Here is a 13,307-nt window from a genome sequence, read left to right as displayed (position 1 = left end):
ATTTCTCTTCTGAGACAAGATGCCTCCTCCGCTGGTAGTTCGTCCGGGATGACGAACGCAGACCACTGCTTCCGTTCGATCACACCAACGATGCGCCGTGGTGCGATGCCTAGAGTGAGGCCATGCAGAGCCCCCACGCGGTCGGTGAACACCTGCGGTCCACTCTCGGATCGCTCATCGAGACGCACGGGGTGCCCGCGGCATCCGTGGCGGTCCTCGTCGACGGCGAGATCGTCACCCACGCCGCCGGCCTCCTGAGCACCGCGACGCGGATCGAGGCGACGACCGACGCCGTGTTCCAGATCGGATCCATCACGAAGGTCTGGACCGCCACGCTCGTGATGCAGCTCGTGGACGAGGGACTCGTCGATCTCGATGAGCCCGTCCGCACGTATCTGCCCGAGTTCGCGCTCGCCGACGAGGCCGCCTCCGCGGCGATCACGGTGCGGCACCTGCTCAGCCACCGATCGGGCATCGAGGGCGACATCTTCACCGACACCGGTCGCGGCGACGACGCCGTCGAGAAGTACGTCGCGCTGCTCGCCGAGGCGGCGCAGATCTTCGAACCGGGGGCGCTGTTCTCGTACAGCAACGCCGGCTACGTCGTGCTGGGACGACTCGTCGAGCGGCTGCGCGACACGACGTGGGAGCAGGCTCTGCTCACGCACCTCGCGACACCGCTCGGCCTGCGCAGCGTCTCGCCCAGCCCGTACGAGGCGATCCTGCACCGCGTCGCAGTCGGACACGTGGATGCCGGGGACGGCGGTGAACCTCAGCCCGCGCCGTTCTGGGCGATGGCGCGCTCGAACGAACCCGCCGGCTCGATGCTCGCGATGACGGCCGAGGACCTGGCCGTGTTCGCCCGCGCACACCTCCGTGCCGCAGCGGGTGCGCCGCCCGCGTCGGAGGACGGGCGGCCCATCGTCTCGCAGGCCGCCGCGACCGCGATGCGCACGACGGAGGTGCGCCTGCCGCGCGTCGCCGGCATGGGAGCCGCCTGGGGGCTCGGCTGGGAGATCGACCGCGACGAGGGCACCGTGCTGTTCGGGCACGACGGCAACACGGTCGGACAGTCGTCGTTCCTGCGGATCGCGCCGGAGGCGGGGGTCGCCGTCGTGCTGCTCACGAACGGGGGCGACGGCGCCGGTCTCTTCCGCGACGTCGTCGACCCGCTGCTGCGCGAGCTCACCGGCGCGGGGCTGCCCGAGGCGCCGGTGCCGGCCGGGGACGCGGCGGATGCCGCGGCATCCGACCCGACGGCATCCGACCCGACCGTCCCCGACGTGAGCGGCTACCTCGGCGTTTACGCGAACTCCACGGTCGAGATGGAGGTGTCGCAGGACGCGGAGGGGCGGCTGTGGCTCGAGCAGCGCCCGACGCCCGAGCTGCGCGCGCTCGGCGCCGAGCCGTCGACCGACGAGTTCATGCCCTACGGCGATGCATCGCTCATCGCGCGCGAACGCAAGGACGGGATGCACCTCGTACTCGCCTTCCTCGATCCGGCCGACGACGGCCGCGCCTCGTACATCCACTTCGGCCGCGCTGTGCCGCGGTCGCGCTGACCACCCGAACCCTCGTCGCCACGCGGCGTGCACCCCGATACGCACGAACCCACTGCCTGGAGGAACGTCATGACACCGAATCGCACCGCCGTCACCGCCGTCGTCGCCGTGACCGCTCTCGCCACCGTGCTCACCGCGTGCGGCTCGGACGGAGGAGGCGGGGGTGAGGCGGTGACGGGAGGCACCTTCACCGAGATCCTCGGCTCGGACCCGGGAAGCCTCGACCCGCAGCTGTCGGCCGGCAGCGCGCTGTTCGACATCAGCAAGCTGGCCTACGACACGCTCGTCAGCGTCGACGCCGACGGCGAGGTGCGCAGCCAGCTCGCCACCGAGTGGGAGGTCGACGGCACCACCGCGACCCTGAAGATCCAGGACGGCATCACCTGCGGCGACGGCACGCCGTTCACGGCCCAGAGCGCCGCCGACAACCTCAACTGGATCTCCGACCCCGAGAACCAGAGCGGCTTCCTCGGCGCGTTCCTCCCCGTCGGCGTGACGAGCACCGCCGAGGGAGACACCGTGACGATGACGCTGTCGAGCCCGGCGCCGTTCCTGCTGCTCGGACTCTCGGGTCTGCCGATGGTGTGCGACACCTCGCTGAACGACCGCGACGGGCTCGCGGCGGGCACGGACGGCACCGGCCCGTACGTGCTCACGGAGGCCGTGCCGAACGACCACTACACGTACGAGCTGCGCGAGGACTACGCGTGGGGCCCCGGCGGAGCCACGGTCGACGAGGAGGGCATCCCGGCGAAGGTGAACGTGCGCGTCGTGTCAGACGGCACCACCGCGGCCAACCTGCTGCTCTCGGGTGAGGCGAACGCCGCCCAGCTGACCGGCCCCGACGCGGATCGGGCGATCAGTGCCGGTCTCTTCTCCCGCGAGGGCACCGCCATCGCGGGAGAGCAGTGGTACAACCACGCCGCGGGCCACCCGACGAGCGACCCGGCGGTGCGCATGGCGCTGACGCAGGCCGTCGACTACGACGAGCTCGCGAACGTCATGACCGCAGGCAAGGGCGGACCCGCCACGGCCCTGGCGGTCGTCGAGCCGACCGTCTGCACGTACGACGCGATCGCCGAGTCGCGCCCCGAGTTCGATGTCGACGCCGCGAACGCGACGCTCGACGAGGCGGGGTGGGTGCGCGGCTCCGACGGCGTGCGCGCCAAGGACGGACAGCGTCTGAGCCTGACGTTCCTCTACGAGAACAGCCTCGGTGCCGCGGCCGCGGCCGCGGCGGAGCTCGCGATGTCGGCGTGGGAGGAGATCGGCGCCGAGGTCGACGGCAAGCAGCAGGATGAGACGGCGCTGCTCGAAGCGACGTTCAGCACCGGTGCGTGGGACATCGGCTGGCTCACGCTGAGCGTCAACAGCCCCGACCAGGCCATCGGCTTCGTGAGCGGCACCGTGCCGCCTGAGGGTTCGAACTTCTCGGCGATCGAGAACGCGGAGTACACGGATGCCGTCACCAGGGCCTCCGAGCTCAACGGCAGCGAGGGCTGCGACGTGTGGCAGGAGGCCGAGAGCGCGCTGTTCGCCGCCGCGGATCTCGTGCCCTTCGCGAACGCGACCGTGTACATGTTCGGCAACGGCGCGGAGTTCGACTGGACCGGCGTGATCGAACCGACCAGCATCCGCCTCGTCGGCTGAGAGCCCGAGCCGCCCTCGACCCCCGGATCGAATCGACGACATGACGACAGTGACCACCCGCATCGCCGAAGACGACACGCGCGTCGGCGACCACCGCTGGCTGAGGTTCGCCCTCCGCCGCACCGGTCGGCTGCTCGTCTCGCTGTGGATCCTGATCACGGCATCCTTCCTGATGATCCATCTGGTGCCGGGTGACCCGATCCGCGCGGCGCTGGGTCCGACGGCTCCGGCCGCGGTCGTCGAGGCGCGGCGGGAGTCGCTGGGGCTGAACGACCCGATCTGGCAGCAGTACCTCGACTACATCCGTGGGGTGTTCACGGGAGACCTCGGGGTGTCGATCGGGTCGCAGCTGCCCGTCGCCGACACGATCGCGCAGCGGCTGCCCGCCACGCTGACCCTCGCCCTGCTGGCCTTCGTGCTCGCGGTGCTCATCGCCATCCCCCTGGGCATGGCCGTCGCCGTGGCGACGCAGCGCGGCAGGGCGCGCAGCCTCGAGGTGGGCTTCAGCTCGACGAGCGTCGTGATCGGGTCGATCCCGGACTTCCTCCTGGCGGTGGCTCTCGTCGCGGTGTTCGGCGTGCAGCTGGGGTGGCTGCCGGTCGCCGGCCGCGAGGGGCCGCTGTCGTACATCCTCCCCGTGCTCGCGCTGGCGCTGGGGCCGGCGGCGATCCTCGCGCGCATCCTCCGCATCGAGGCGCTCTCGGTGCTCGAGGCCGACTTCGTGCGCACCGCGCACGCCAAGCGGCTTCGGGGCCCGCGCATCACGCTGCGGCACGTGCTGCCGAACGCCGTGACCGCGACGCTCACGCTCGGCGGCCTGCTGCTGAGCGGCCTCGTCGCCGGCACCGTGCTCGTCGAGACCGTGTTCGCGTGGCCGGGTCTCGGCAGCACGATCGTCAGCTCGATCCAGACCAAGGACTATCCGCTCGTGCAGGGCACCGTGCTCGTCTACGGCGTGGGCGTGCTGCTCGTGAACACCCTCGTCGACGCCGCGCTCGCGGTGCTCGACCCCCAGTCGACGGCGGCCGACGCATGAGGCGCACACTCGCGAACATGGTGCGCACCCCGCTCGGGGCGGTCGCGCTGGCGCTGCTCGCGATCGTCGTGCTCACGGCGATCGTCGCCCCATTGATCTGGGGCGAGCAGGCCGACGTCACCGACACCGGAGACCTCCTGGCCGGGCCGTCGGCCGAGCACCTGATCGGCACCGACAATCTCGGCCGGGACCTGCTGCTGCGCACGATCGTCGCCACGCGCCTGTCGATCGTGCTCGCACTGCTCGCCACCCTCGTCGCGGTGGTCGCCGGGCTCATCCTCGGGGTGGCCCCGCTGCTGCTCGGGCCGGTGCTCGGTCGCGCCGTGACGTGGTTCACGGGTATCGCGGTCGCCTTCCCGGGACTGCTGCTCGCCCTCTTCTTCGCGGCGATCTTCGGCAGCACCGCCACCGCAGCGGTCTTCGCGCTCGGACTCGCGGGCGCCCCCTCGTTCGCCCGCCTCTGCCAGAACCTCATCGCGGGCATCGAGGCGCGCGACTTCGTGGCGGCCGCCCGCGTCGGCGGCGTCGGCCGCGTGCGCGTGCTGCTCCGGCACATCCTCCCCAACATCGGCGAGCCGCTGATCGTCAACTCGACCATCGGCGCCGGCGGCACGCTGCTCGCATTCGCCGGACTCTCGTTCCTCGGTCTCGGCGTGCAGCCTCCCGAGTACGACTGGGGGCGCCTGATGATGGACGGCCTGCGCGGCATCTACGCGAACCCGCTCGCCGCGCTCGCCCCCGGCCTCGCCGTCGTGATCGCCGGACTCGCGTTCAACCTCACCGGCGAGTCCGCCGCGCGCAGCCTCGGCCTCGCCGAGGACGCGCTGCTGCGCACCGCGACCCGCGTCCACCGCCGGACGCCCTTCGGCCGCGCCGCCGCGCGGACGGCGGCGAACGCCTCGGAGAACGGGGCCGTGCTGGAGGTCGAGGACCTGCGCGTCGACTTCGAGGCCGCCGACGGTACCGTGGTGCACGCCGTGCGGGGGATCGACTTCGAGGTCCGCTCGGGGGAGATCGTCGGGATCGTCGGCGAGTCCGGATCGGGCAAGTCGATGACCGCGCTCGCCGTCGCGCGGCTCGTGAACCCTCCGGGGCGGGTCACGGCATCCGCTCTGCGCTTCCTCGGGGTCGATCTGCAGGCGGCCGAGGGCCCGGCGCTGCGCCGACTGCTCGGCACCTCGATGGCGATGGTGTTCCAGGACCCGATGTCGTCGTTCAACCCGACCATGCGGATGGGCTCGCAGCTGGCCGAGGTCGCCACCGAGCACGCCGGCCTCAGCCGACGGGAGGCGCTCGACCGGGCGGCCGACCGACTCGCCGCGGTTCGGATCACGGCACCGAAGCGACGGGTGCGGCAGTACCCGTACGAATTCTCGGGCGGTATGCGGCAGCGCGCCATGATCGGCATGGGCCTGATGGTGTCGCCGCGGCTCATCATCGCCGACGAGCCGACCACCGCGCTCGACGTCACCGTGCAGAGCCAGGTGCTCGATCTGCTGCGGGCGATCCGCGACGAGGACGGCGCGTCGATCCTCTTCATCAGCCACGACATCTCCGTGGTCGCCGAGCTCTGCGACCGGGTGCTCGTGATGCGCTCCGGAGAGATCGTCGAGTCGCTGCCCGCGAGCGACCTGTCGTCGGCGCGGCATCCCTACACGAGAGCGCTGCTCGCTGCCGTGCCGCACATGGCGACCCCGCTCGACCGCCCGCTCGCGACGCTCGCGACGCTGGCGGCCGAGGAGGGGCGGGCGACGAAGGCCGACAGCACGACGGGTGACGGGTCGGATGCCGAGGGCGATGCTGCCCCGGTCGATACCGTCGGCGGCGATCACCAGGAGGTGGGCACCCGATGAGCGAGCTCGTGTTCGATCAGGTCTCGGTGCGCTACGGCGTCGGCCGCGGCGCCATGACCGCGGTGGATCGCGCCTCGCTCACGGTGCCGGACGGCGGCGTCACCGGCGTGGTCGGCGAGTCGGGATCCGGCAAGTCGACGCTGGCCAGGGCGGCTGTCGGACTCGTCCCCCTGCACAGCGGGCGGATCCTGCTCGACGGCGAGCCCATCCCGCGTCGGGGGCCGCGGCCCCTGCAGATGGTCTTCCAGGACCCGTACTCGTCGCTCGACCCGCGGATGCCGGTGGGCGCGAGCATCGCCGAGATGATGCCGTCTGGCATGACCAGGCGCGAGCGCGCGGCCGAGGCCGCCCGGCTGCTGGAGCTCGTGCAGCTCGACCCCGACAAGGCCGACTCGCGGCCCTCGCGCTTCTCGGGCGGCCAGCGCCAGCGCATCGCGATCGCCCGCGCGCTCGCCGGCAGGCCGCGGGTGCTCATCGCCGACGAGATCACCTCGGCCCTCGACGTGCTCATCCAGGGCGCGATCCTCAATCTGCTGCGCGAGCTGCAGGACGAGCTCGGGTTCTCGATGCTCTTCATCTCGCACAACCTCGCGGTCGTGCGATACGTCGCCTCGCGGATGGTCGTGATGCGAGACGGCACCGTCGTCGAGCACGGCCCCACCGCCGACGTGCTCGACGACCCGCAGGACCCGTACACGCGGGAGCTACTCGCCGCGATCCCGCGACCGATCCAGTACACCCCCTGACCGACCCACACGCCGCCGGTGCCACGAGCGCCGCAACCGAAGGAGTCCCTGTGACCCGCAGAATGAGTATCGACGACGCTCTCGCTCTGACCGTGCCGAGCCAGCCGACGCTGTCGCCCACCGGCGACCGGGTCGTGTACGTGCTCGGCGCGACCGATGTCGAGAAGGACCGCAGCACGAGCTCGCTCTGGATCGCGGAGGGCGGCGCGACCAGGGCGCTCACGCGGGGTCCGTCGGACTCCAGCCCGGTGTTCTCGCCCGACGGCACGCAGGTGGCTTTCCTGCGCGACGGCCAGCTGTGGACGCTGCCGCTCGCGGGCGGCGAGCCCGAGCAGCGCACGACGCTGCCTCTCGGTGCCGGCGTGCCCGTGTGGAGCCCCGACAGCACGCGCATCGCGTTCACGGCTCCGGTCGTGCCGCTCTCCGCACCCGACACGGGTGAGAGCGAGGAGCAGCGGGCGGAGCGCGAGAAGGCCCCGATCGTCACGAGCGGGATCGACTACCTCGTCGACGGCGCCTGGTTCACGCGCGGCGTGACCGACCAGCTGCACGTGCTCGACCTGGCAGGCGGCAGCGTGCGCCGTCTCACCGACGGCGTCCCCGGCGTCGGCAGCCCGGCATGGTCGCCCGACGGCAGCACCCTGGCCTACGTCGCGCGACCCGAGGGCGCGGACGACCTCGCCTTCCGCTCGTGCGTGCAGGCGCTCGACCCCGCCGACCCCGCAGCCCGCCCCCGTACCCTCGCGTTCGCCGACGGCTATGCGGGCACCGTGACGTTCACGCCCGACGGCGGCGGGCTCGTCGTCATCGGCTGGAACGGCGAGCCAGAGGGCCACGCCGGGCTCTTCGTCGTCGATCTCGCCTCCGGCGACGTCGTCGACGCGGCGGGCGACCTCGACCGCAACGTGATGCCCGGCGCCCCGGCCTATCCGGGCGCGCTGCCGCAGGTCACGGCATCCGGCGACATCCTCTTCGCGATCCGCGACCGCGGTGCGACGCACCTCTACGCCGTGCCCGTCGCGGGCGGTGCGTCCCGACTCGTGCACGGCGGCACCGACGAGGTCGTCAGCGGCCTGTCGGTCGCGGGCGACACCGCTGCGATCGCGCTCATGACGCCGACGTCGTTCGGCGAGATCGTGCGCCTCGACCTCGCGGCCGGCACGACTTCGGTGCTCACGGCTCACGGAGACGCGCCGGACGGCGCCGAGCTGTTCGTACGCGAGAGTCGCGAGTTCACGATCAGCGACGGCACGGTCGTGCAGGGCTGGGTCGTGCGCGACCCCGCCGTGGCGGGGGCGACCCCGCTGCTCGTCGACATCCACGGCGGCCCGCACAACGCCTGGAACGGCGCCGTCGACGAGATGCACCTGTACCACCAGCAGCTCGCCGCCGACGGGTGGACGATCCTCATGATCAACCCGCGCGGCAGCGACGGCTACGGCGAGGACTTCTGGCGCGGGGTCAACGGCGCCTGGGGCGTCTCCGACGCGAAGGACTTCCTCGAGCCGGTCGACCAGCTCGTCGCGGAGGGGACGGCGGATGCCGCGCGCCTCGCGGTCGCGGGCTACAGCTACGGCGGGTACATGACGGCGTACCTCACGGGGCACGACGACCGGTTCGCCGCCGCCGTCGCGGGCGGCATCGTCGCCGACCTCTTCAGCATGGGCGGCACAAGCGACGATGCGCACATGCTGAGCGTGCTCGAACTCGGCGTCATGCCGTGGGCGTCGGCCGACCGCGACACGCTCACTGCGATGTCGCCGTACTCGGCCGTCGAGAACGTGACGACGCCGACGCTCGTCCTGCACGGCGAGAAGGACCTGCGGTGCCCCGTGCACCAGGCGCAGCAGTGGCACTACGCGCTGCGCGAGCGCGGAGTCCCGACCGAGCTCGTCATCTACCCCGGCGGCAGCCACGTCTTCCCGCTGCTCGGAGCACCGAGCCACCGGGTCGACTACGCCCGCCGCATCGTCGACTGGGTCGAGCGCTTCGCCGGGAGCACCCGCGGCGCGCGCCCGGCCGCGATAGACGCCGCGCACTGGCAGCACCGGCTCGACGAGCTCGCGCGGCTGCACGACGTGCCGGGTGCGCAGCTCGGCATCCTGCGCTACGACCCCGAGGGGCGCGACGAGGTCGTCACGGCGACCACCGGCACCCTCAACGCCGATCTGCCGGCGGCGTCGGCGACCGTGCTGCCCGACTCGGTCTTCCAGATCGGCTCGATCTCGAAGGTGTGGACGGCCACTGCCGTCATGCGGCTGATCGAGCAGGGAGCCTTCACCCTCGACACCCCGGTGAAGGAGATCGTGCCCGACCTGCAGCTCGCGACCGAGGAGTTCACGCGCGGCGTCACGGTGCGCCACCTGCTCACGCACACGAGCGGCATCGACGGCGACGTGTTCACCGACACCGGCCGCGGCGACGACTGCCTGGAGAAGTACACCGAGCTGTTCCCCGAGATCGGCGTGAACCACCCGCTCGGCGCGACCTGGTCGTACTGCAACTCGGGCTTCTCGCTGCTGGGGCGCGTGATCGAGAGCGCCACGGGCAGCGTGTGGGATGCCGCTATGCGCGACCTGATCTTCACGCCGCTCGGTCTCACGCACACCGTCACGCTGCCCGAGGAGGCGATCCTGCACTCCGCCGCCGTCGGACACGTCGAGACGGGGGAGAAGCCGGTCATCGCGCCGGTGTGGGCGCTGCCGCGCTCGCTCGGCCCCGCCGGGCTCATCACCGCGCGTGCCGCGGACGTGCTGGCGTTCGCACGGCTGCACCTGGCCGGCGGCGTCGCGGCTGACGGCACCCGTCTGCTCGACGAGTCGACGGTCGCCGAGATGCAGGCGTTCCAGGCCGAGGTGCCCGACAAGCACATCCTCGGCGACTCGTGGGGCCTCGGCTGGATCCGCTTCGACTGGAACGGCGAGCGCCTGTACGGGCACGACGGCAACACGATCGGCCAGGCGGCGTTCCTGCGCGTGCACCCCGAGTCGGGTGTCGCGGTGACGCTGCTCACGAACGGCGGCCACACGCGCGACCTCTACGAGGATCTCTATCGCGAGATCTTCGCCGAGCTCGCGGGCGTCACCATGCAGTCCACCGTGCAGCCGCCCGCGGAGCCCGTCGAGGTCGACATCGCGCCGTTCGTCGGCACCTACGAGCGCGCCTCGGTGCGGGCGGAGGTGTTCGTCGGCGACGAGGGACCGATGCTGCGCACCACCGTGCTCGGCCCGCTCGCCGAGCTCGAGCCCGACCCGGTCGACGAGTACGCGCTGACCCCGTACAGCGACGGCGTCTTCGCGCTCCGCGCGCCGGGAACCCAGACGTGGTTGACGGCGACGTTCTACACGCTGCCCACGGGCGAGGAGTACCTGCACTTCGGCGCACGGGCGACCCCGAAGGTGTCGAGCGGCGTATGAGCATCCCGTCCCCGCTCATGACCGGCGCACTCACGGAGGCGGCGCTCGTCTCCTCGATACGTCGGCTGATCGAGTGCGAGTCGCCCTCCGGCGACGACGAGGCCGTCGCCCGGTCGGCCGACGTCGTCGCCCAGATCGGCGCCGAGCTGCTGGGCACAGGGCCCGAGCGCCTCGTCATCGACGGCTGCACGCATCTGCGGTGGCGGTTCGGCACCGAGACGCGGGTGCTGCTGCTGACCCACCACGACACCGTCTGGCCGCACGGAACCCTCGATCGGCTGCCGTTCGGCATCGTCGACGGCGTGCTCCGAGGGCCGGGGTCGTTCGACATGAAGACGGGTCTCGCCATGGTGCTGCACGCGGTGGCCGCGCTCGACGACCGCGACGGGGTGACCGTGCTGGTCACGGGCGACGAGGAGACGGGATCGGTGCGGTCCCGCGCGCTCATCGAGGAGACGGCGCGCGGCGCCGCAGCCGTGCTCGTCACCGAGGCCTCGGAGAACGGCGCCTGGAAGGGCGCGCGCAAGGGCGTCGGCATGTACGAGATCGCGGTGCGGGGCAGGGCGGCGCACGCGGGACTCGAACCGGAGAAGGGCGTCAACGCGACGGTCGCGCTCGCGCACCTGGTGCTGGCTCTGGGCGGGCTCGCCGATCCGGATGCCGGCACGACCGTCACACCGACGCGCGCCGACTCCGGCACCACGGGCAACACCGTCCCGGCGGAGGCGCGGCTGCTCGTCGACGTACGCGCCTGGTCGGCGGCGGAGCTCGAGCGGGTGGACGCGGCGCTCCGCGCGTACACGTCGCCGATTCCCGGCGCGGCGATCGCCGTGCACGGCGGGATCAACCGCCCGCCTCTCGAACGGGAGATGTCGCAGGGGCTCGCGGATCTCGCGAGACGGCTCGGTGCGGCGCACGGGCTGGGTGACGTGGGAACGGTCGCCGTCGGCGGGGGCAGCGACGGCAACTTCACCGCGGGTGCGGGGGTGCCGACCCTCGACGGCATGGGGGCCGTCGGGGGCGGTGCGCACGCCGACGACGAACACGCGATCGTGGCGGAGATCCTGCCCCGAACGCGGCTGCTGGCCGACATGGCCGCGGTGATATCGAGAACGGACGGACCATGGCAGAACTGATGCACGACGATGCGGTCGTGTCGTCCGCGCAGCGCGACGCGGACCGCGCGGCCGCCGCATCTGGCGTCTCGATCAGGGAGCTCGGGGCGGTCGGCGAGCACACCGAGGCCATCGCCCTGCTGTCGCGCATCTGGCGGCGCTCGCCGGAGAACCCGGTCGTGCCGCCCGAGCTCATGCGGGCGCTGAGCAAGGCGGGCAACTACATCGGCGGCGCGTTCGCCGACGACCGCCTCGTCGGCGTCGCGATCGCCTTCCACGCCGATCCGGAGCGGCACGCGCTCTACAGCCACATCGCCGGGATCTCGGCGGAGAGCGCCGGGCGCTCGATCGGGTTCGCGCTCAAGCAGCACCAGCGAGCCTGGGCGCTCGGCCGCGGCATCCAGGCGATCGAGTGGACCTTCGATCCGCTCGTCGCCCGCAACGCGCACTTCAACATCACCAAGCTCGGCGCCAGGCCGCAGGAGTACCTCTCGGACTTCTACGGCGCGATGACCGACGGGGTGAACAGCGACGACGAGACCGACCGGCTGCTCATGCGCTGGGAGCTCCGCGACGCGGGCGTCGTGCTCCGAGCGCACGGCAGCTCCCCGCAGCCGGAGACGCGGATGCCGGGCGACCGCGCCGTCGCGGTGCCGCCCGACATCGAGCGGCTGCGACGGGAGGACCGCGCCGAGGCGCAGCGATGGCGGCTGCGGCTGAGAGAGCAGCTCATCGCGGCCCTGGACGCGGGCGGACGGATCGTCGGGTTCGACCGCACCGAGGGGTACATCATCCGACCGGAGAGGACAACGGCATGAGGATCGACGGGATCGAGCTGCGACGGGTGGCGATGCCGCTCGTCTCCCCGTTCCGCACATCGTTCGGCACGCAGACCGCCAAGGACATCCTGCTCGTGCGGGCCGTCGTCGACGGCGTCGACGGCTGGGGCGAGTGCGTCACGCTGCCCGATCCTGTCTACTCGCCCGAGTACACCGAGGGGGCGGTCGACATGATCCGCCGCTACATCGTGCCGGCGCTCACCGGGGCCGAGATCTCCGGTGCCCACATGGTGGGCGAGCTGCTGGCGCCGTTCAAGGGCCACCGCATGGCGAAGGCCGCGGTCGAGACGGCGGTGCTCGACGCCGAGCTGCGCGCCGAGGGGCGGTCGTTCGCGCGCGAGCTGGGCGCCGTGCACGACACCGTGCCGTGCGGGGTGTCGGTGGGCATCATGGACGAGATCCCGCGGCTGCTCGACGCCGTCGACGCGTACCTCGCCGAGGGGTACGTGCGCATCAAGCTCAAGATCGAGCCGGGGTGGGACGTCGACGTCGTCCGCGCCGTGCGCGAGCGCTTCGGCGACGACGTGCTGCTGCAGGTCGACGCGAACACCGCCTACACGCTGCGCGACGCGCAGCACCTCGCCCGCCTCGACGACTTCGGCCTCCTCCTCATCGAGCAGCCGCTCGAGGAGGAGGACATCGTGGGCCATGCCGACCTCGCACGGATGCTGAAGACGCCGATCTGTCTGGACGAGTCGATCACCTCGGCGCAGACCGCGGCCGCCGCGATCCGCCTCGGCGCCACGAGCGTCATCAACATCAAGCCGGGCCGTGTCGGCGGGTACCTCGAGGCACGCCGCATCCACGACCTCGCGGTGGCGCAGGGTGTGCCGGTCTGGTGCGGCGGCATGGTCGAGAGCGGCATCGGGCGGGCGGCGAACGTCGCGCTCGCCGCGCTGCCCGGATTCGTGCTGCCGGGGGACGTCTCGGCGAGCGACCGCTTCTACCGGGTCGACCTCACCGAGCCGTTCGTGATGCGCGACGGAAGCCTCGCGGTGCCGCAGGGCCCAGGGCTCGGTGTGACCCCGATCCCGGAGATCCTCGACGAGCTCACGACCGGGACCGAGTGGCTTCCGATGTGAGGTTATGC

At 72.1% G+C, this 13,307-nt stretch carries 9 protein-coding genes; all 9 read left to right on the top strand.

Annotation, left to right across the window (positions count from 1 at the left end; genetic code table 11):
• Window positions 1-122 precede the first annotated feature (122 nt).
• The 9 genes from AUC47_RS09605 to menC all read left to right on the top strand — a co-directional run bounded on the left by AUC47_RS09605 (window position 123) and on the right by menC (window position 13,299).
• Complete coding sequence (locus AUC47_RS09605) at window positions 123-1,562, top strand: serine hydrolase domain-containing protein (RefSeq protein ID WP_096714997.1); 1,440 nt, start codon at window positions 123-125, stop codon at window positions 1,560-1,562.
• Window positions 1,563-1,631: 69 nt separating this feature from the next.
• Complete coding sequence (locus AUC47_RS09600) at window positions 1,632-3,212, top strand: ABC transporter substrate-binding protein (RefSeq protein WP_096714996.1); 1,581 nt, start codon at window positions 1,632-1,634, stop codon at window positions 3,210-3,212.
• Between the two features lie 40 nt (window positions 3,213-3,252).
• Window positions 3,253-4,248, top strand: coding sequence for an ABC transporter permease (locus AUC47_RS09595; protein WP_096714995.1), 996 nt, complete (start codon window positions 3,253-3,255; stop codon window positions 4,246-4,248).
• Window positions 4,245-6,101 carry a dipeptide/oligopeptide/nickel ABC transporter permease/ATP-binding protein gene (locus tag AUC47_RS09590; RefSeq protein WP_096714994.1) on the top strand — a complete coding sequence of 619 codons (1,857 nt, stop codon included), beginning with the start codon at window positions 4,245-4,247 and terminating at the stop codon, window positions 6,099-6,101. The genes AUC47_RS09595 and AUC47_RS09590 overlap by 4 nt, the downstream gene beginning before the upstream one ends.
• Window positions 6,098-6,847: an ABC transporter ATP-binding protein gene (locus AUC47_RS09585; protein WP_096714993.1), complete on the top strand. Its 750-nt coding sequence runs from the start codon at window positions 6,098-6,100 to the stop codon at window positions 6,845-6,847. The genes AUC47_RS09590 and AUC47_RS09585 overlap by 4 nt, the downstream gene beginning before the upstream one ends.
• Window positions 6,848-6,897: 50 nt before the next feature.
• Window positions 6,898-10,263, top strand: a complete 3,366-nt coding sequence (locus AUC47_RS09580; RefSeq protein WP_096714992.1) for a serine hydrolase — start codon at window positions 6,898-6,900, stop codon at window positions 10,261-10,263.
• Window positions 10,260-11,399 carry a M20 family metallopeptidase gene (locus AUC47_RS09575; protein WP_096714991.1) on the top strand — a complete coding sequence of 380 codons (1,140 nt, stop codon included), beginning with the start codon at window positions 10,260-10,262 and terminating at the stop codon, window positions 11,397-11,399. The genes AUC47_RS09580 and AUC47_RS09575 overlap by 4 nt, the downstream gene beginning before the upstream one ends.
• On the top strand, window positions 11,387-12,196 hold the full coding sequence (locus AUC47_RS09570) for a GNAT family N-acetyltransferase (RefSeq protein WP_218838218.1): 810 nt from the start codon (window positions 11,387-11,389) through the stop codon (window positions 12,194-12,196). Before AUC47_RS09575 ends, AUC47_RS09570 begins: the two co-directional genes overlap by 13 nt.
• Window positions 12,193-13,299 carry an o-succinylbenzoate synthase gene (menC, locus tag AUC47_RS09565; RefSeq protein ID WP_096714990.1) on the top strand — a complete coding sequence of 369 codons (1,107 nt, stop codon included), beginning with the start codon at window positions 12,193-12,195 and terminating at the stop codon, window positions 13,297-13,299. Before AUC47_RS09570 ends, menC begins: the two co-directional genes overlap by 4 nt.
• The last annotated feature ends 8 nt before the right edge of the window (window positions 13,300-13,307 follow it).

This window comes from Microbacterium sp. SZ1 (assembly GCF_002362255.1).
In the GTDB taxonomy this organism is placed as follows: domain Bacteria; phylum Actinomycetota; class Actinomycetes; order Actinomycetales; family Microbacteriaceae; genus Microbacterium.
The sequence above is the reverse complement of the archived record's forward strand: the minus strand, read 5'-3'. Positions and strand labels throughout refer to the sequence as shown.

Excerpts from the sequence above, each read along its gene's own strand:
- AUC47_RS09575 (WP_096714991.1), top strand. The coding sequence starts at position 10,260 with ATGAGCATCCCGTCCCCGCTCATGACCGGCGCACTCACGGAGGCGGCG.
- AUC47_RS09605 (WP_096714997.1), top strand. The coding sequence starts at position 123 with ATGCAGAGCCCCCACGCGGTCGGTGAACACCTGCGGTCCACTCTCGGA.
- AUC47_RS09600 (WP_096714996.1), top strand. The coding sequence starts at position 1,632 with ATGACACCGAATCGCACCGCCGTCACCGCCGTCGTCGCCGTGACCGCT.
- AUC47_RS09590 (WP_096714994.1), top strand. The coding sequence starts at position 4,245 with ATGAGGCGCACACTCGCGAACATGGTGCGCACCCCGCTCGGGGCGGTC.
- AUC47_RS09595 (WP_096714995.1), top strand. The coding sequence starts at position 3,253 with ATGACGACAGTGACCACCCGCATCGCCGAAGACGACACGCGCGTCGGC.
- AUC47_RS09585 (WP_096714993.1), top strand. The coding sequence starts at position 6,098 with ATGAGCGAGCTCGTGTTCGATCAGGTCTCGGTGCGCTACGGCGTCGGC.
- AUC47_RS09570 (WP_218838218.1), top strand. The coding sequence starts at position 11,387 with ATGGCAGAACTGATGCACGACGATGCGGTCGTGTCGTCCGCGCAGCGC.
- menC (WP_096714990.1), top strand. The coding sequence starts at position 12,193 with ATGAGGATCGACGGGATCGAGCTGCGACGGGTGGCGATGCCGCTCGTC.